Annotated in this window: 15 protein-coding genes and 1 tRNA gene; 13 read left to right on the top strand and 3 right to left on the bottom strand. The window is 38.7% G+C overall.

Going from position 1 to position 17,871, the window contains the following annotated elements:
- The first annotated feature begins 255 nt into the window (after positions 1-255).
- The 3 genes from flgA (at position 256) to ACVBIK_RS01710 (ending at position 1,888) form a co-directional block, all read left to right on the top strand.
- Positions 256-963: a flagellar basal body P-ring formation chaperone FlgA gene (flgA, locus tag ACVBIK_RS01720; RefSeq protein ID WP_447168973.1), complete on the top strand. Its 708-nt coding sequence runs from the start codon at positions 256-258 to the stop codon at positions 961-963.
- Between the two features lie 97 nt (positions 964-1,060).
- A complete protein-coding gene (flgM, locus tag ACVBIK_RS01715; protein WP_447161434.1) occupies positions 1,061-1,378 on the top strand; it encodes a flagellar biosynthesis anti-sigma factor FlgM in 318 nt (105 codons plus the stop codon).
- 84 nt (positions 1,379-1,462) lie between these two features.
- A complete protein-coding gene (locus ACVBIK_RS01710; RefSeq protein WP_447161435.1) occupies positions 1,463-1,888 on the top strand; it encodes a flagella synthesis protein FlgN in 426 nt (141 codons plus the stop codon).
- A gap of 724 nt (positions 1,889-2,612) precedes the next feature.
- Here the strand turns inward: ACVBIK_RS01710 and ACVBIK_RS01705 are convergent.
- Together ACVBIK_RS01705 and ACVBIK_RS01700 are read right to left on the bottom strand one after the other, a co-directional pair.
- Positions 2,613-3,059, bottom strand: a complete 447-nt coding sequence (locus tag ACVBIK_RS01705) for an LPP20 family lipoprotein (protein WP_447161436.1) — start codon at positions 3,057-3,059, stop codon at positions 2,613-2,615.
- Complete coding sequence (locus ACVBIK_RS01700; RefSeq protein ID WP_447168926.1) at positions 3,060-3,689, bottom strand: FlgO family outer membrane protein; 630 nt, start codon at positions 3,687-3,689, stop codon at positions 3,060-3,062. It lies immediately after the preceding gene.
- A 375-nt stretch (positions 3,690-4,064) separates the two neighbouring features.
- On the opposite strand from ACVBIK_RS01700, the gene ACVBIK_RS01695 reads away from it, so the two are divergent.
- The 10 genes from ACVBIK_RS01695 (at position 4,065) to ACVBIK_RS01650 (ending at position 16,468) form a co-directional block, all read left to right on the top strand.
- On the top strand, positions 4,065-5,234 hold the full coding sequence (locus ACVBIK_RS01695; RefSeq protein ID WP_447161438.1) for a flagellar assembly protein FlgT: 1,170 nt from the start codon (positions 4,065-4,067) through the stop codon (positions 5,232-5,234).
- 188 nt (positions 5,235-5,422) lie between these two features.
- Positions 5,423-5,498: transfer RNA gene (locus tag ACVBIK_RS01690), tRNA-Arg, on the top strand.
- A 319-nt stretch (positions 5,499-5,817) separates the two neighbouring features.
- On the top strand, positions 5,818-6,630 hold the full coding sequence (locus tag ACVBIK_RS01685) for a hypothetical protein (RefSeq protein ID WP_447168925.1): 813 nt from the start codon (positions 5,818-5,820) through the stop codon (positions 6,628-6,630).
- The gene (locus tag ACVBIK_RS01680) at positions 6,605-7,162 is read left to right on the top strand and encodes a hypothetical protein (protein ID WP_447168924.1); all 558 of its coding nucleotides are present in this window, start codon (positions 6,605-6,607) and stop codon (positions 7,160-7,162) included. The genes ACVBIK_RS01685 and ACVBIK_RS01680 overlap by 26 nt, the downstream gene beginning before the upstream one ends.
- A 109-nt stretch (positions 7,163-7,271) precedes the next feature.
- Positions 7,272-7,457, top strand: coding sequence for a helix-turn-helix domain-containing protein (locus ACVBIK_RS01675; protein ID WP_220768767.1), 186 nt, complete (start codon positions 7,272-7,274; stop codon positions 7,455-7,457).
- Positions 7,458-7,482: 25 nt separating this feature from the next.
- Positions 7,483-7,704: a hypothetical protein gene (locus ACVBIK_RS01670; protein WP_447168923.1), complete on the top strand. Its 222-nt coding sequence runs from the start codon at positions 7,483-7,485 to the stop codon at positions 7,702-7,704.
- The gene (locus ACVBIK_RS01665; RefSeq protein ID WP_447168922.1) at positions 7,704-7,898 is read left to right on the top strand and encodes a hypothetical protein; all 195 of its coding nucleotides are present in this window, start codon (positions 7,704-7,706) and stop codon (positions 7,896-7,898) included. Before ACVBIK_RS01670 ends, ACVBIK_RS01665 begins: the two co-directional genes overlap by 1 nt.
- 88 nt (positions 7,899-7,986) lie before the next feature.
- Entirely contained in the window at positions 7,987-9,984 is a 1,998-nt protein-coding gene (locus ACVBIK_RS01660; RefSeq protein WP_447168921.1) for a replication endonuclease, read from the top strand.
- An 84-nt stretch (positions 9,985-10,068) separates the two neighbouring features.
- Complete coding sequence (locus ACVBIK_RS01655) at positions 10,069-15,402, top strand: reverse transcriptase domain-containing protein (RefSeq protein WP_447168920.1); 5,334 nt, start codon at positions 10,069-10,071, stop codon at positions 15,400-15,402.
- 427 nt (positions 15,403-15,829) lie between these two features.
- Positions 15,830-16,468, top strand: a complete 639-nt coding sequence (locus tag ACVBIK_RS01650) for a hypothetical protein (protein WP_447168919.1) — start codon at positions 15,830-15,832, stop codon at positions 16,466-16,468.
- Here ACVBIK_RS01650 and ACVBIK_RS01645 read toward each other — a convergent pair.
- On the bottom strand, positions 16,465-17,784 hold the full coding sequence (locus ACVBIK_RS01645; RefSeq protein WP_447168918.1) for a tyrosine-type recombinase/integrase: 1,320 nt from the start codon (positions 17,782-17,784) through the stop codon (positions 16,465-16,467). The two genes, ACVBIK_RS01650 and ACVBIK_RS01645, sit on opposite strands and share 4 nt — an antisense overlap.
- Positions 17,785-17,871 lie beyond the last annotated feature (87 nt).

Below are 17,871 nucleotides of genomic sequence, written 5' to 3'. Positions count from 1 at the left end.
TTCAATTTAATTAGTGTGTGTAAATAGTCGTTATAATTTGGCTACACTCGGTGTATTTCACACAAGGTTTCACGCCATATTTCACACAACCATCACTTTTAGGCACATTAATTGCTTACTTGGAGCTATCCAAGCGAGTACGGCCTTTTCAGTCAAACTAATGACGCCAACCAATCCAAAAGGATAAAGATGACTGCAGTTCAGCACATAACACAATATTGTCGCATATTAGCGAATCAAGCCACTGCATTCATTATGAAAATCTACTTTTGCATCATTTTAGTTGTACTTTTGCCCCCAATGGCGGCAACTGCCACTACAGCTGCCAGTATTCCATCTGTATCGACCATTTCTCAATTAGCTATAGCGGCTATTGAAGAAAAAATTGAAGCGCCTGATAAGGCAAAGATTAATATCAGCCCTCAGAGCCTAGATACGCGTGTCAACTTACCCAACTGCTACTTACCCATCACCGCCGAAATCGCCAGCGATCGTGCTATCCGCCGTAACAATACAGTTAAAATTAGCTGCAACAGTCCAGATTTAAGTTATCCATGGCAGATGTTCTTATCGGTAAGAGTGGAGATCCTGTACCCTGTTGTAGTCGCAAAATCGACCATGGGGCCGGGTGTTCTGTTATCTAGAGACGATATTGCACTCGAATATATTGAGCAAACCACTTTGCGGGGCCAACAGTTTGAAAGTATCTCCGAAGTGATAGGGGCGAGATTAAAACGACGTGTCGCACCGGGGCACCCCATTTTTGCCAACCAACTCTGTATTGTGTGTAAAGGCGATAGCGTGTCGATATATGCGCGCTCTGACAATTTTGAAATTAAAACCGTTGGTGAAGCACTGCATGATGGCAACGTGGGTGATAAAGTTCGCATAAAAAATAGCCACTCCCATAAAAAACTCGATGCTCGCGTCACTGGCGTTGGCCAAGTCGAAGTAAGAATGTAAGAATGTACGAATAGAAGAATGTAAAAAGTCCTAAAGTAACCAGTGATGCTGCCGATAGCATGGGTAAGAAACTCTTTTTTAACTGTTGGATTTCAAAATGGCTATTGATATTAAACAAGTAAACCCTCACGCCAATACGCGAATTAGTACGGGTGCGAGTACCAAAGCAACATCAGCACAAACTGCGCCAACAACACCCACTCCCGCCGCACAGAAAGGCGACTCGGTGTCGATTACCGCACAGGCTCAACAGATCCAAAATGTACAAACTAAGATGGCTGACATGCCAGAAATAGACCAAAAGAAAGTAGACGAAATTAAAGCCGCAATTGCCGAAGGGCGTTACAAAATCGATCCAGATAAGCTTGCAAGTAACATCGCAAACTTTGAAAATGATCTTAAAGATTTAAAGTAAGCGCTATGTGCTAGCTTATGTGCAAAGTAGGACATAACGGGTCAAAGCAGCGAACTCAATAGAGCGAAAATTAACAAGGCCATTATGACAAATTTATCTCAACTCCTTAGCTCACAACACCAAGTGTTGACTGAGCTAAACGCGGTTATTAGCCAAGAAAAACAAGCCTTGCATGCTCAGCAAGCCGATGTTTTGTTGTCGTTAGCCAGCACTAAGGCAAACCTATTGGCTAGCCTTAAACAAAATGATGAGATGATTGCCGTTCAGCCTGATCTAGCCTTATTAAAAACCGATCCTACATTATCTACACAAGTGACCGACACCAAAGTCTTATTAGCCGAGTGCCAACAACTCAATGCTGAAAATGAGTCACTGATTGAATTAAGTTTAGCCAGCTTAAATCGATTCTCACAAGCGCTACAGGTAAGCCGAAATGCGTCGAGCCTAACTTACGATGGCAAAGGAAAAACCTCTAGTATTTCAACGCTTGGAAATAATTTAAAAGCTTAACGGTTTTAAATAAAGGACGCTTCGCTGCGAGGACGTGACTTTGTCTCAATTGAATGTCACTTCGAGAGCGTCGCGTTGCGACTTCTAGATCCTAGGTTAAAGCTAAGACAGGAAACGCGAAGACGAACGGCCTTCGGCCTTACGGCACATGACTGTTTAATTTAATTGAAGGTCACTACAGAACGCTTCGCTTATACAAAAGCAAAGAGCCTAGACATTACAGAGCCCACCGTAACAACTAACATAACGTATCATCGCAATTGTAGCTTGAGCTGTAGCTTGGGCTTTAGCCCATCAAAGCTTACGTATCACTTCAAAACTGACGGCATAAAGGCCGACCTACTTTATAAAGAAGGTACGAGGAAAGGCAGGTACTAGGTTAAAGCTAAGACGGGAAACGCGAAGACGAACGGCCTTCGGCCTTACGGCACGTGACTGTTTAATTTAATTGAAGGTCACTACGGAGCGCTTCGCTTAAGGAAAAGAAAAACGACGGCATTAATGCCGACCTACGAAAAAAGAAGGTTCTAGGTTCTAGGTTCTAGGTTCTAGGTTCTAGGTTCTAGGTTCTAGGTTCTAGGTTCTAGGTTCTAGGTTCTAGCAAAGCATAAAGATCAAAGCAATTGCATAAATAAAACCAATGCAAGCTTTTGACTTTTCTTGCGTTTTTCCTAGGACCTAGAAGCGAAGCGTCCTCGAAGTGAGCCTGCGAACGCCCTGCCCCTTAAAAATACGTAATTTCTTTCACTCGTTGCGAGCGGTGTTGCTGCTGATATAGTGCCCATACTTGCTCAAAATCTAACTCTAGTTCCGTCACATAATGCTCACCAGCAGGATAACTTTTTACTATTTTAGCACCACGAATAACGCCCGATACAGACGCTTGAATTTCATCACTAGATAACATCCAGTCACTCATCTGGCTACTTGCACTCAATTGTTGACCATAAACCTGCTCTGCAAGTTCGCGATACGCCGCAATTTTCGAGGCTTGCATTGCCATTAATACACGCTGAGAATGTTCAGCTGCAGGTTGAGTGTCCAGCGGTGCATAACCGATTGCGCTCAACTTGGGAAAAGAGCGTGGTGCCTCTGTTTCATACTGCACATAGCGGTCTTGTGCCGAGCATGCACAAAGGGTTAACGCGGCACATAAAATAACGGCTTTCATCTATTTATCCCCTACTATTTTCACCGATTGCAGCCCGCCTTGGTTATTGCGATAAAGTAACCCATTTTCTGACACTACCTTTTCTGAAACGCGAATATAACCAGGCATCGCAGCGGCATTAACAAAACCTTGCGCCGCCGATACCACACGGTTATTAGTCACATTGACGATTCGGCTATTAATTGCCACCCCTTGGGTCGATAAACTCATCGTCGAAACCACCACATTCTCAACCGGTAAGTCTGAGGACAATTGCTGCCAATCACGACTCATAATAAACTCACCATCAGCAGTGACCTTAAGGGCATCACTGACATTAATATCAACTAAATTGAACTGATGATCATGTAACGCCGCAATCAAACCTTGTTGATATTGCAAAGCAAGCGCATTGGTCAATGTCATATCTGATACCAATACCGGGGTTGCCACCAGCAATGGCTGATTTGGGCGCAAGCTGTCGTTTTGCCGAACCAGTTCATTGGCCATCTGTTGAGACAAATGATTTATCGCAGCGGTATGCGGCAAACCATAACCGTTAGCCATCTGCTGCTCAGCGGGATTATCGCCCTCGGTGCTTGCACAGCCGAAAGTCAGCAGTAAAGATAGAAAAATAATGGGCTTATACATGTTTAAACTTCCTATCAGACGTTAATCACTACAGCGAGTTGCAGCAATCGTTCCGACCTTATCCGTACGCATAAATGCTATTAAATTCATATCGGCAAAGCAGCCCAAAACTTTATCTATTTTGGCCCTAAACTTCTCAGACCTAGCTCAGTGTCCTCTTCTACACAGCTGTTAATAAAAAATCATCGAGTACTCCTGCTAAAGGATAGCCACAAATCTGCCGATACAGGCACGTTAATTGCTTAACTCATTGCTAAAAGGCAGGTTTGTCAGTTATCCGGCACAAAGCTATGCAAAAAGCTATGTCAAACAAATATGCAGAGTAACTATGCACAATAACCATGCCATCAATTTCTCGAAAACTGGACAGGTAAGATGAAACCAGCGCTATATTCAATCACAGCACTCGTGTGCTTAATGTCATCCGTTGTCACGTTGCCAGCACAAGCCAAGTGGATCACTGCCAGTGGCCAAGCAAAAATTACCGATAACAACGTCACTCAAGCAAGAGAAAACGCCATTCACCAAGCCGTAAGTTATGCCACGTTACAGTCGGGTGCACGCTTTAGTAGCCAACAAACCGTCAGTAACGGCCAATTAATCAATGACACTTTTGCCATGGCACATCAGGCGCAAAGCCAAAATGTTGAACTTATCAGTGAGCGTATTGAAAACAATGAAATCACCGTCAATGTTCGTATCGATATCATTGAACCGCTCAACGACACTTGCCAAAGTAGCCAGCTTAAAGCGGCCATTTTAATCCCCCAGGCATTAATCAAAGACAGAACCCAGCTTAGAGTCGGCAATATTGGTCTGTTCGAGCAAAACCTGTCAGAGCGTTTAGCCTTCACGCTAGAGCAACACTCTAACAGTAGCTTTCCACTGACCCATGCCAATGAGCGTTTAGACATAGACCAAGCTTTAATTGATGTGCGTGGCTATCGCTTACCTAGCTGGTTGAGTGAGATAACAGACAGCCAATATATTCTGCTGCCAGAGATCATCGATATATCAACTGAAGATTTCACCAGTACCCTTGGGCTGTGGGACAACGACCCCATGCGTAATTTTCAAATTCGAGTATCGCTCTTTCATGGTATTAGCGGCGAGAAAGTCTGGAGTCAACAATACAGCCAAGCGGCAGAATGGGAGTTTCAGCGCCAGCAAACGGTTAACTCTAATAGCACCAGTTTCTGGAGTTCTGACTACGGCCAGGTAATTGATCAAATTTTGGCTCAAGTTAGCAATGATTTAGATAACAGCTTAAATTGCCGCCCACTACTCGGTCAGGTGGTATCTAAACAGGCCGATAGGATTATCCTCAACCTAGGCAGACGCCACGGCATTCGAGTCGGTGACACGCTTCAACTAGTATTGCAGCAAAATATGCCCGATAGACTCGATAACATGCGCGCGGTGGCAGGAAAAAGTAAAGCGACCATCACCATAGATCAAGTGACAGAAGAAAGTGCTACAGCGGTATTAGATGGCATCGCCGCATCGCTCAATATTCAAATTAATGACTTGGCGATAAAGCTATAACTGGAGCAGGCTTAAGCCTGCACTAAAATGACTGGCTAACATTACTGGCGTAAATTGCAGGTTAATCACTAAATAAATGGGATTAGCCTGCAAAATGCTCAGCCGCAGAACATTTATTAAGCAACTAAATTTAAAGACTTTTCATCAGCTCTTTTCATCTAGTGTAAAACCAGTATAATCAGCATCGTCTCCCTATAGCTCAACAGGATAGAGCAGTCGCCTCCTAAGCGATCGATCGGGGTTCGAGTCCCTGTGGGGAGACCAGATAAGCCTTTTTACCTAAACTTATCAGCCACTTAAAAATTTAATCAGTTTCTGTGCCGCCTATGTGCCGCCATAGGAACACGGTTTTTTCGAAATTTATTTTTAACCGTTTTTTATAACCTTTTAGAATAACCTCCATTTTACTGCGTTAACCTCTGTTGTAGACTTTTCACGTCATTTCTAATAGTTTTCTTTATACGAGATAACATGGAAGTCGTATTACATGAGCAGTCAAGAATCGGTCAACACCCCGCTCGGCAATTTTAAACCAGAACCAAAACACGATCTCGACACCAAGTTGGAGCAACTCGCTCCTAACATGCCTGAAGCTGAACGGAAACAATTAGCCTCACTGCTCAACTCTCCCGATATTCCAAACCCTGAATCGAAGCAAAAGTTCATAGATAGCTTACAAAAGCTTGAAGCACTTACTCAAACAGACTCACAAGTAAAGGCTCACTTACCCGAGGGAACCAGTGAAGCCACGTTAGCAAAAGAGGTCGCAAAAATTGAGCAAGGCCAATCGATACTCGAAGCTGAACAACAAGAAGCAGCCGATGTATTTAATATCATGTTTGACTCGATGCTTGATTCAGAACCTTGTGACGATATAGAAGAGATTAGAAAATTTGCCAACGCCCCTACACTAGAAGAGGCTTTCCCCCAAGAAGAGCGGTTAGCCTTTTCAACACTAGCGGAAGATATACCGAAAGAAAGCGCCGAACTTATCCATGCTGCAATAGCTTGTCAGTTAGCTGGAATGACTAAACCTGCCAAATTACTATTTAAGTTATTTACTCAACGTCAATTCATTGATAGCAATCAAGGCTACCAAGCCCTTAGAACTGATATAACAAAACATAGAGGTCATATTGAAGCCTCTTCAAAAGCTGGAAAATCTGGTCGAGATAAACGGTTCGAAAAATCAGATAAAGTAAAAGCTTTTGCGATAAAGCGTTATCTCGAAGGAGATTACAAAAACCCACATCAAGCATCACAACTAATCGTCTCTCAAGTAGCAAAATATGGTGAATCAATTGGATACCGCTTTACCAGCGATTATCAAGCACCAAGAACAATCGAAACGTGGTTAAGGAAATATATAAATGATAGAAAAACTCCTAAAAAATGAAGCCATTGTTTTGAAGTGGTTAGTTTTAATAGGTCCTGTCTGTGCATTTAGTTTTGCAGCTTATCAATACTTCGTAGGTCATGAATTAAAATGGCGAGAAATACGTTACCAAGAAGCTAAGCCTGTTTACCAAGAATTATTAGAGCGAACTTCATACCTTTCAAACTCAGTCTACAAGGAAAAAATAGACATCATTGACTTCGAGGAAAAACTGGATGAACTAAACCTGTTTCTTGACAGTGATTTTATGCTTTATAAAGGAGACTATATTCATTTGAGAGCTTCTTTCCTAAATATGAATTATCGCGCCTGTCTAAACGGTTTAAAAGAAAGTTCTGATTTTGTCTGTGATAAAAGTAAGCTAAATGGATTTCAATACAGACTATCTATCTGTGCAAGACTTTCGCTAGACCAAATAAGAAAACACCCTAATTTTGATAGCATGTCTATTCCTTTAAGTTTTGAAGAATTTATAAAAAGTCTTAACGATGCCAAAAATGTCGAAAATACAAAAATGGGCTGTAGGTCTTAAGATCACCTTCACACCCTGTGAAGGTACTTTCACACCCTGTAACGTGAATACACACTAATCATCTGATCATATTGTTGACTCCGACGAATACAAACTAATCGGAGTTAACATGAATACACTTCTTACCCCCTCTCAGGTTTCTGACTTCTTAGGAGTCACTATCGGAACCCTTTCAGTCTGGCGCTGTACTGGCCGCTATCCCCTTAGCTTTATCAAAGTCGGTCGCCGTGTGATGTACCGCCAAAGTGATGTTGAAAGCTTTATCGAAGGGAGGGTTTATGAACACACTCTTTAAGCTCTTATGTTATAGAGTTCTCCCTATGACCTTCATTGTGCAACTTGCATTTATTTCAGGGTCAGTTGAAACCATTAACGTCATATCAAAACCAGCAGTAATAAAACCGTTAACGGGTACAGCAACCAAATTAGAACCAATGTACCCGTTAATGGGTACTGAACTCGTTAACGAAGCTGGTACCGTTAACAAGACTCAGCCCGTTAACGTAACGCAAACTTCGACTAAAAAAGAAGGAGGCAAATAATGGCCGCCTTCACTAAAGAGCAAGTTGAGTTAATAAACTGGTTAGCCCAAGGCCACAGTATTGATGTTTGTATTGAGGTCTGTGCCGATCTTGGAAAAATGACAGGCTATGAAAACTATAACGAGAGCTGTAACGGGCACTTTCAAAAACGAACCCTGTTTAAATTAAAGGCGCGAGGCTTTATTGCTGAATAATCCCATTATGTAATGGGGATACATTGGCAACGAGTAACGCTCAATCAAAAGGGACACACATGGCTTGCCAATAATGGAGGTCGTGTCGATGCCTGAAATTCATGAGCACGACAAAGAGTGGTTAAAAGGGAGGCTTTATGGGCTTCCCTCCCCTCACAAAAAAGCGATACTCCAACAATACAAAAAATGGCCGACAAGACGAGAGGCAAACTTGTCGGTGTTATCGCTTACAAAATCAATCGCGAAGATTCTTGGCAAAGATAGCCGCTTCTATAGCGTCAATGTTGAAGACAAGGATCATAAAGCCAATGCAAAACGCCATGCTCGTAGCTGCGTTAAGATTTCAGCCAACGAGCGCACACAAGGTCTAAAAAGAACCTACCTCGCGATTGTGCATTATATGCAGTGTTATCAAATCTCGCCGCCAAAACTCACAGCGACAATACTCAACAATCTTGAAAATGATACCTTAACGGAGATTGAACACGCCAAAGTGCGTGGCGTGCTGTTACGGGCAAATGATGAGTCTTGGTGGAAACCAAAGCTACGCAAACTACATAACAGACAGATAGAGACTATTTCTCGCTTGCTGAATCAAGTGAATAAACATAAGGGCATTTATGCCAGCAACATAACGGTAGAGGCATTTAAGAAGCAGTGGCAAAGTAATCAGGAATTATTAGAGCGCACTATTGCCACCAATGAAGATGAGTTCAGCATGAGCCTTGCTGAACTTTCAAAGCTCAATGTTTCAAACCCAGCCATACGCAAAGCCGAACTTATGGTTCGTATACGTGGCTTTGAAGACTACGCCAAAGATAAGGGCTATTCAGCCCTCTTTCTTACCATGACAACACCATCTAAGTATCACAGGAGCTATTCAAAATCAGGCGATGCTAATCCCAACTGGAACGGCGCTACGCCACTCGATGCACAAGATTATCTAAATCGTACCTTTCAACGTATACGCGCTTCACTCAATCGAGACAAGATCACTCCGTTTGGTTTCCGCATTGCCGAACCACACCATGACGGGACTCCGCATTGGCATCTATTGCTGTTCATCCCAACTGAGCAGCAACAAACCTTAGTCGATACCTTTGCGCAATATTGCCTAGAGGAAGACGGAGACGAACACGGCGCTAAAGAGCGCCGTTTTAAGGTTGAGTATATTGACCCCAATAAAGGCTCGGCAACGGGCTATGTGGTTAAGTACGTTTCAAAGAACATTGACGGTGAAGGCATAGATCACGACTCATACGGCAAAGAAGCCGTAACCTCAGCAGTTCGCATTAAAGTGTGGGCTTCTTGCTGGGGTATACGTCAGTTTCAGCAAATTGGCGGCGTTGGCGTCACTCAATGGCGAGAGCTTAGAAGATTAACTGCAATCAAAGACAAATCCATGCACTGGGTCGAAGAGATCAGGCAAGCCGCTGACGAGTCCAACTGGAACAAATATACCGAACTTATGGGCGGCGTTTTCTGTAAACGCACAGAGCAATTAATCAGGCCACTCTATGTGCAAAAAAAGAATGATAAAAGTACTCAAGCAGTAAACAGCAACGTTCAGCAAATCAAGCAGCAAACCTACCATACAAATTCCCGCAATCCCCAGAGCGAATCTAAGGTTGATCAACATAGTATTCCCGAAAGTATCCAGCAAACAAACTTAGCCATTTCCGCAATCAATGCCGAAAATAATGCCGAAATTCTTGAAAGCGTTAAATCAAGCAAACCTGCGCCAATTGTAGGCATTGCCGAAACTCATCCCGCAATAAAGACAAGTAACCAGCCTGAAAGCACATGTAAACCTAAGCTAGCAAGCTCATGTATAGAGCGTGAGAGTGACTGTAATATGAAGCGAGCAAGCGCATATACAAAGCTAGAAAGCGATAATAATTTAAAGCTAGAAAGCGCACATAGAGAGTACAAGACAAACCGTTATGGGGATGAGCTTATCACCCAACTCAAAGGCATTGTGTGCCTAGGAGTGGAGATCATTACCCGAGTTCACGAATGGACTTTATTTCAGTCTCCTGCTCCTAAGCTTTTGCCTAACGCTGTTAACTTGGAGTCCTGTCAATAAGTGTACGTAGCAAGTTGAACTCTCAATAGAAAACCTTAGATAAACAGTATATTATTGAATAATGTGAATTTAAGGTAGGTTAGTATGTATTCCAAATTAGCTGAAAAGATCTGTGAAATATTTGCTACAGATCAAGGATACTTTGTAGAGCAGATGGATGATGGTTCGTATCGAAAAAGGTCAGGACTAGTTAATAGTGAGCTTATCGAAACACAATTAAAAAATAGTGCTTCTATCGCTATCTACCAAAGAAATCTAAACCTTACAATAAAATGGATCTGTTTTGACTTCGATATACTTAAATCTAATTTAGAAAATGACTTAAGAAGTAAAGCATCAGATGAGTTAGTAAGAGCAGTAACGGCATTCTGTAATCAACTCGATGAAATAGAACTGCCATACTTATTAGAATTCTCTGGAAACAGAGGATACCATGTATGGATCACATTTAATGAACCGACTAATTACAGGACTGGATATGATATTCAGCAGGAAATATTAGGCAAAACAGCACTAGAGTATGATGAAAATTTAATCGGAATTGATTTATTTCCTCATTCAGCAACCCCATCAGGCGGTGTTGGTTCAGGCGTAAAAATGCCACTATCGAAGCATAAAAAGTCTGGTGTTTATTCTTATTTAATATCTTCCACTGTTGAAATAAAAAATCCAGTAAATCACAAAGAATTATCAATAGAACTAATTAATGATAGTTTAAAAATTCTTAATAGGCATAAACCAACGAACAAATCAAATATAGAAAAAAATTTAGGAGTTTTTTTTGAAGATTATTTCATTGAAAATGATAATCACAATAGAATAAAAAACATTCAAGTACAAAAGAGTGGATTTAGCTTAGATGAATTATTGTCACATTGGAGTGAAAGTGAGATTCTATCAAAGCTTTCATCTAAGATAATTAAAAAAACACCAATAAGCCACAAAGAAAGGATGTTAATAGTAGGAATATTATGCAACGTATACAGCAAGAATAACAAAGAGCTAAGTAACACTCTATTACATGAAATATTCAAAACCACAGAAAACTACAATAAAGAAATAACTACAAAAGCAATTAACTCATTAAGAAACTTTAACTTCCCATCTCAAGATTTAATTGAAAGAATTTTAAAAGTAAAATTTGAAAAAAAACTTTCGATTGAGGATATTATAAAGCTATGCATTCCAAAATATTTAACATATACAGATGCTAGGTTTGATATCTCAACTCAGGATGTTGAAATAACAAGAATAGCAGAAGTTAACTACCTGTTTATGAATGATGAAGTCCAATCAAAAACAATAATTGAAGAGCTAGATAATAAAAACAGCAAAGAGTTATTGAACTATATAATAAACTTTATTTCAGGCTCTAAAGAATATAAATATTATAAACACATTAGAAATGAAAATAAAAAAACAAGAGAACTAATCAGTTTAGGCTCAAATTTAAGAGTAGCCACATCCTGTATCTTGAAGCAAATATCGTATTTCTTAGACATAAAAATAAATAACAACTCTCACGGATACCAAATAAACAAGGGTTTTTCAGGCGGTTACATCTATAAGCCTTGGTTGTACCTGTGGTTGAAATTCATATCAAATATCAATAGTTCCCTAGAAAACCCTTTAGAGCGAAATTATTACATAGTAAAAACAGACATAAAGAGTTTTTATAACAACATTCCTCATGATAATCTTAAGAGATTATTACTTGGCGATGGTAACGAAGACATATCAGCAAAATATGTATCACTAAAAGAAGAAGCAAAAGATAGTTATAAGAAATGCCTAGATGCATTGTTTTTTTTAACAGAAGATATTGTTGGTTCTAAAGTTGGCTTACCTCAAGGACCTGCTTACGCTCGATATTTTGCTGAAATTTACTTAAATGACATAGACAATGAATTCCAAAAAAAGTTAGCAGCAGGAGAAATATCATTATACCAACGATATGTCGATGATATATTCTTTATAACTAAAACAGAAGAGAATGCTAATGCTTTATTAAAAGAACTAGAAGAAAAGTTATCTTTGATGAAACTAGAAATAAATATAGAGAAAACTACAATTTCTAGTATATCGAGATTTCATGATGATTTTGAATCATATAGATCTCAATCAAAATATTCTGTAGATCAAGTATCAAAAAGATTTGTTACATCTAGTGACAAACAAAAAGAAATGGCTGTTGAAGAGTTTGTAAACTTGATACAGTCTGACTCTTGCCAAGATGACTTATCATTTATATTTTCTCATTTAAGTGGAGTAAAGGAACTCACACCATTAAAAAATGAACAGGTTAAACCAGCGATAAAATCAGAAATAGGTAGAGGTAGCTTATTCAAGAATATATTTAACTTCATATTAGAAATGAATGATGGCTGGGAACTAATCTTCGAGATAGATTCTTTCACTCCTCTTCAATCTGAAGTATTAACGAGCTCTATAATTTCAGCTATAGAGATAAATAGAACAAATGGTTCATTGTTAAAAGGCATTATTGAAAAAATTGAAAACAAGTTATCTACTTCTGATATTGTTTTTGAACACTTGGCCTACATGAAAACATTTTTCAACTGTAAAATAACTACAAAAAACATACCACCTAAATACTACATATCTGTTCTTGAGTCCTGTTCTAATACACGAGAAGCCTTTATAGATGATGAATTACTGTCCCACTTAAACACTTCTATAAACGAAATAAAGTCTTTAACAACTTTCATAAAGGTGATTTTCACTATCACCTTCAATGAGCATGTATCTGAAAAACAGATAAATGACATATCGAATCTATTTTATGCAAAATTATCTACAGAAAAAGATGAGGGTCGTCTAGATATTCACAAGGCAAGTGAAATAGAATTTATAGATCCATCGACTGCATACAAGTTTTATTTTTTAATCTGTTTATTCACGATTTCTGATAAAAATAACTCTACTGATTTAGTTGAGTCTATGTGGGAGTTTTGCGTTAACATTTTTAACTCTAACTCAGATGTTAACATTAAGGCACCTTCAGCCAACTGGTTGAACAAATTAGATTTATTGAGTATTGACAACGGAAAAGCAAATTGGGTTATATCATCAATAGTTGATGGTAATTTATTTCGAGGGATAAGCGATGATAATGGTATTTTTGAAAAATATCATAACACTCTATTAGTTTATCTAACACTAGATAACCCCAACAAAGACAACATTGATATTGATGAAAAATTACAAGAGTTAAAAGGACGGTCAGAATTTTATAATTGGTTAATTGATAATCAGCAAGTATCCATATTCCCTCACTCAAATAAAAAGTGGTTTGAAAGAAATATAATTGAAAACGGTGTTATTTGCCTTAAAAAAGAGAATACAGTTTTATTAAGAAAACCTAGTAACTTGTTCATAAACAAAAACGCGTCACCTTTAATTATTGATGATTATTATGAAAACTTAGTTGAACATTCAAATGAAACTCTGATTTCACTTAAAAATAAATTATCAAGAAAAATATTTTCAGAAAAGATAAAATTCCTACTTGAAATAATTAATGAACATAAAAACGTCAGTGTATACCCAAGTATATACTGTGCGGAAAGAGTATTTAATGTAGATAAATCATCAGTTTTTTCAATTGACTTTTGTTATCATTCGAAAATAATATTCGAAGACGAATTTAACAATGTCACCTCATTTGAAAATACAAACGCCAACTTTATAGATTGTTATTTTAAACACATATCTTCTTATGATAAAAATGCCAAGCTAGTTTATGAAAAATACTTAAATAATTTATTAAAGACAATTAACAAAGACACTTTCATAATCAAACTTTACTCACAAATCTGCGACGCCAACTTTGATGAAACAGAGTTTAGTTACGATATAGCATTAGCCGCATCGCTTTACCTTTGCCTCTCAACCATCGAGCCAGCTAAAAGAATTGATATTTTTTCAGAGCAATACGCGAAATTCAATAAAGACTTTTGTGATAAACACATCTTTGCTGTGAATACCTCAATGCATTTAAGCAAAGCAACTCCATGCTCGCTAATTAAAACAATAGTTGAGTCTTTACAGCTTATAATTAATGAGTCATCTGAATCTTTAGCGTTCTTTCTGTATAAAGACTTTATTCACTATCAAAATACGCTGGAGGATATTTTATTTAACAGTGAGCTTGGAAATGCAAACATCACGATCTCTGATTTCGAACTAAACGAAATAAACGGCTCACCTCTATCTAAACGGGTGAAATTAAAATCTATTGATTTCGACTTTGATAACACCAGAATAATTAATCCTACATCACAAGAAATAACACAGTTTGAATTAAAGCACATAAATTTACTTCGTTCTACTGATCACACCTACACTTATGTACATAATAAAACTCTCTATATTTTATCAGTGAACAGTTCAATAAGTTCAATTTTCATTGATATAGAGAAAAGGTATGAAAAAATAATAAATTTGGATGGTTGCATCTCTAGTTACCCTGTATCTTTAAAAGATGAATCAAAGATATCATCATTAAGTAACTTTGATTTAGCCGCTGAGGTAATACAGCATCACAGAGGAATTGAAATATTTGAAGCCGAAAAAATACTAACCGACTGGCTAATAAGGTTACCGCATAAATTTCATCAACCTTTGACTACATTAATTAGTGCACACGAAGTGATGAAATCGTCTGAAATATCAAGCTTCATAGAGAAAATAAAGCAGATGGATGCTAGCGGCAGTAATTTATTCCTTATCAAGAAAGTAGATGATTTTAATGGTACTCATAGAATTCTATTTAAAGACAATGAACTAGGCAGAAACGTGTCCTCTTTCAGTCCTTTATCCATTGATAGCTCTAAAAACGAAGTAACTTTAATTACAGATGTAATTATTTCAGGAAGCCAGATAATAACAGCTTTAAAACACTATTTATCAGGAATAAAACCAGCTAAAAATTCAAATTATTTCGAATGCAGTGATAGTGACCACAAAGCATTACTAGAAACCTTTAAAAAAATAAGGAAAATAAATATTTGCACAGTCCTTTATTCAGAAAAAGCAATTACCAGAATAAAGTCTGAGTTAGTCAAAATCATTAATACCGAAATAAAACTGGAAGTTATACATGGAAGGGATATGTCTCAGAATACCTTTTTTGGAACTACAAGAAAACTATCAGATAAAGATAAAACATTATTAAGAACCATGTTAAAGGATAAAATTTCAATTGAGGCCTTATATGAACACTTATCATACAAAGGTAAGTTGCAAAGTTTTGACGATATAGATTTAGAAGGCATGAACCTTATAACTAGATATTGTTCACTTCCAAAAAAATATTTTAGATTTTTAAATTGTGGATTAAAAACTAATAAGAATTGCAAGCCTTTTAATAGGGTTCTAGAGCTCTCAGACAGATAGTGCATTGTTCTTCAATTTATCAAACAGCTCTCTCCTTTCCTCCTCTGAGAGCTGTTGTATCTCCTTCACTAACCTGTCCACTTTCGACTCCATCACATTCAACCCCATCAGTTCTGCCGTGGTAATGCCAAGTTCCGCCCTCACCTGTTCAATATCCAAGTGGGCATAAGTGCTGGCGGTGATACTAGCTTTTGTTTAAATCCCTATCTATGTCAGGTGTTTATTCCATAAAAGCTTACTTGTCATCTGAATATTGCCACAACGCAAGACACTCCATTTGGGCTATGGTTTGCCGTAATTCATGAATGAACACGGTAGCTTGTTTTATTTACAAACAATATGGCTAAATTTCCGTACTCATAGTAACGTAATGCCATATATTTACAGCAATTATTACTTTCAAAAATTGATCATAAAGGAGTAAATTTTGGAGTATTCAAAAGAGATAGGAGCGATTGTTACAATTATCGCTGGTTTAGCTGGAGTCGTAATGGCATTGCATACCTACTTCTCAAATAAACTAAGCAACAGCATAAAAGAATATGAGATCTATAAAGACGTGAGAGAGTTACTCAGCCAAGGGACTTGTAGTCAAAACATAGCATCAATGCATGTAGCTTTAAGCTGTATAATATCAAGAGAATTGACGCTTGACGAAATCCAGTGGTTTGTTCAAACCCCCACTGCGTTTAGGCATATTAAGGACTATAGCGCACAAGCTAATTACTTAGAGATATCAGACGATAGCTCAGGTTTTTCTTTCAAAGAAAAATATACACACAAAAGGGCTAGGAGGCTTGAAAGAGTTTCCTTATTCGGGCTATACATTGCTTTCGGTGTAATTGCAGCTGTCATTTTTGTATATGGACATTTATCCCCATTGCAAACACCATTATTAATATTTCTCTACGGGTTTGGGGCAATATCAGCTTTTCTAGCATTAGTATTCTTAAAGCTTTTAATCGCATTTTCCGACACTAAGCGCATGATAAATAAAACAATAATTAACAAAGAGATAACGCATAATTTGGAACTCATCAGTTCCCCTAAAAATACAAGCGCTTAAAGCCTACTAAGCAGCTCTCTCTTTTCCTCCTCAGAGAGCTGTTCTATCTCTTTCACCAGCTTATCCACTTTAGACTCAGTCACATTCAATCCCATCAGTTCTGCCGTAGTAATCCCAAGCTCAGCCCTTACCTGCTCAATATCTAAGTGAGCATAAGTACTAGCAGTAATACTGATATCACTGTGACCTAGCAGCTTACTGGTCATTTGAATGTTGCCGCCACGCATGACGCTCCAACTGGCAATGGTTCGCCGCAGATCATGAATAGTGACGTTTTGCTCTTTACTCTCTTTTGTTGAATCATCACTACGCAAACCTGCCCGTGTCGTTATGCGCCACCAAAAGCTGCCCTTACCTGACTTTTCGGTGATGTGCCCTGTAAGACTACGATTAGCAGGGAAAACGTATTTTTCGCCTCGCTCGGCTTGTGCACTTCGGCGTTTAAGAATATCCATCACCTCAACCGTTAATGGCACTGCATGAGGTCTTTTGGCCTTCATTTTACTGGTTGGAATTATCCATACACCGCGCTCATGATCCACTTCGCGCCACTCCATAGCAAATACACAGCTTTTACGTTGACCAGTCAGCAGTAGAAACTTAATCACATCTTGATAGATTTGCTCTTCATGGTTGAGGGCTTCAAGCAGGTTTTTAACTTCAAGCTTGCTCAGCACACGTTCGCGTTTTACATCTGCGAGTTTTTTGATCTTGGCAAAGGGATTCGGTTCTTGCTCGTTAAACATCGACTTCATTAACGACAGGCATTTATTGCGGATTGGTACCGATTTACTAATGAGGATTTTTTTAAGTAGATTATTAGCATCGAGTGGGCTTATATCGCCAACTTGCAGATCGGCTACTCTAGGTTGAAGATGGGCTTTCCAGAGTGATTGAATATCTCGTAGGGATTTTGGTCGCCGTTCATTGGTCTTAACTTTTAGCTTAAACTCGACCTCAAACACATCGAAAAGCTCTTGAACCGTCATAGACAGCTCGCGTTCTAATTCGGCTTCTCGCTTTTGTTCACGCTTAGCCTCGTTAGGGTTAACTCCCTCTGAAAGCTCTACCGCAGTTTGTTTTGCCAGTTTTCTGGCGTTCTCAATAGTGAGGTTAGGAAACTCACCAAAAGTAACTGAAACGTCCCGCCCTAATCGCTTGCGGCGAAAGCGAAAAAACTTGCTGCCTGAGGGCATTATCTCAAGAATGAGCCCTTTTACAGAGTCTCTGTGGTTAGAATCTTGAATTCTATACCTTTTTTCAAGAGGCTCTAACTGCTCGAAAAAACGTTTTGTGAAACTAATTTCTTTATCCATAAAGACTTAACCTCGAATCCTGTGCCGCCTATGTGCCGCCATAGGAGATAACTTTTATCAATTTACAGTAATTTTGATTAAAGTCAA

It is taken from the genome of Shewanella sp. 125m-1 (assembly GCF_052977065.1).
Note: the sequence above shows the minus strand (reverse complement) of the source record. Positions and strands in the feature narration are given on the sequence as shown.

What these genes read in the sequence shown, in the direction of transcription:
- ACVBIK_RS01680 (WP_447168924.1), top strand. Translation starts at nt 6,605, where the DNA reads ATGATAGAAAAACTCCTAAAAAATGAAGCCATTGTTTTGAAGTGGTTA.
- ACVBIK_RS01645 (WP_447168918.1), bottom strand. Translation starts at nt 17,784, where the DNA reads ATGGATAAAGAAATTAGTTTCACAAAACGTTTTTTCGAGCAGTTAGAG.
- ACVBIK_RS01670 (WP_447168923.1), top strand. Translation starts at nt 7,483, where the DNA reads ATGACCTTCATTGTGCAACTTGCATTTATTTCAGGGTCAGTTGAAACC.
- ACVBIK_RS01710 (WP_447161435.1), top strand. Translation starts at nt 1,463, where the DNA reads ATGACAAATTTATCTCAACTCCTTAGCTCACAACACCAAGTGTTGACT.
- ACVBIK_RS01665 (WP_447168922.1), top strand. Translation starts at nt 7,704, where the DNA reads ATGGCCGCCTTCACTAAAGAGCAAGTTGAGTTAATAAACTGGTTAGCC.
- ACVBIK_RS01705 (WP_447161436.1), bottom strand. Translation starts at nt 3,059, where the DNA reads ATGAAAGCCGTTATTTTATGTGCCGCGTTAACCCTTTGTGCATGCTCG.
- ACVBIK_RS01700 (WP_447168926.1), bottom strand. Translation starts at nt 3,689, where the DNA reads ATGTATAAGCCCATTATTTTTCTATCTTTACTGCTGACTTTCGGCTGT.
- flgM (WP_447161434.1), top strand. Translation starts at nt 1,061, where the DNA reads ATGGCTATTGATATTAAACAAGTAAACCCTCACGCCAATACGCGAATT.
- ACVBIK_RS01685 (WP_447168925.1), top strand. Translation starts at nt 5,818, where the DNA reads ATGCCTGAAGCTGAACGGAAACAATTAGCCTCACTGCTCAACTCTCCC.
- ACVBIK_RS01695 (WP_447161438.1), top strand. Translation starts at nt 4,065, where the DNA reads ATGAAACCAGCGCTATATTCAATCACAGCACTCGTGTGCTTAATGTCA.
- ACVBIK_RS01675 (WP_220768767.1), top strand. Translation starts at nt 7,272, where the DNA reads ATGAATACACTTCTTACCCCCTCTCAGGTTTCTGACTTCTTAGGAGTC.
- flgA (WP_447168973.1), top strand. Translation starts at nt 256, where the DNA reads ATGAAAATCTACTTTTGCATCATTTTAGTTGTACTTTTGCCCCCAATG.
- ACVBIK_RS01660 (WP_447168921.1), top strand. Translation starts at nt 7,987, where the DNA reads ATGCCTGAAATTCATGAGCACGACAAAGAGTGGTTAAAAGGGAGGCTT.
- ACVBIK_RS01655 (WP_447168920.1), top strand. Translation starts at nt 10,069, where the DNA reads ATGTATTCCAAATTAGCTGAAAAGATCTGTGAAATATTTGCTACAGAT.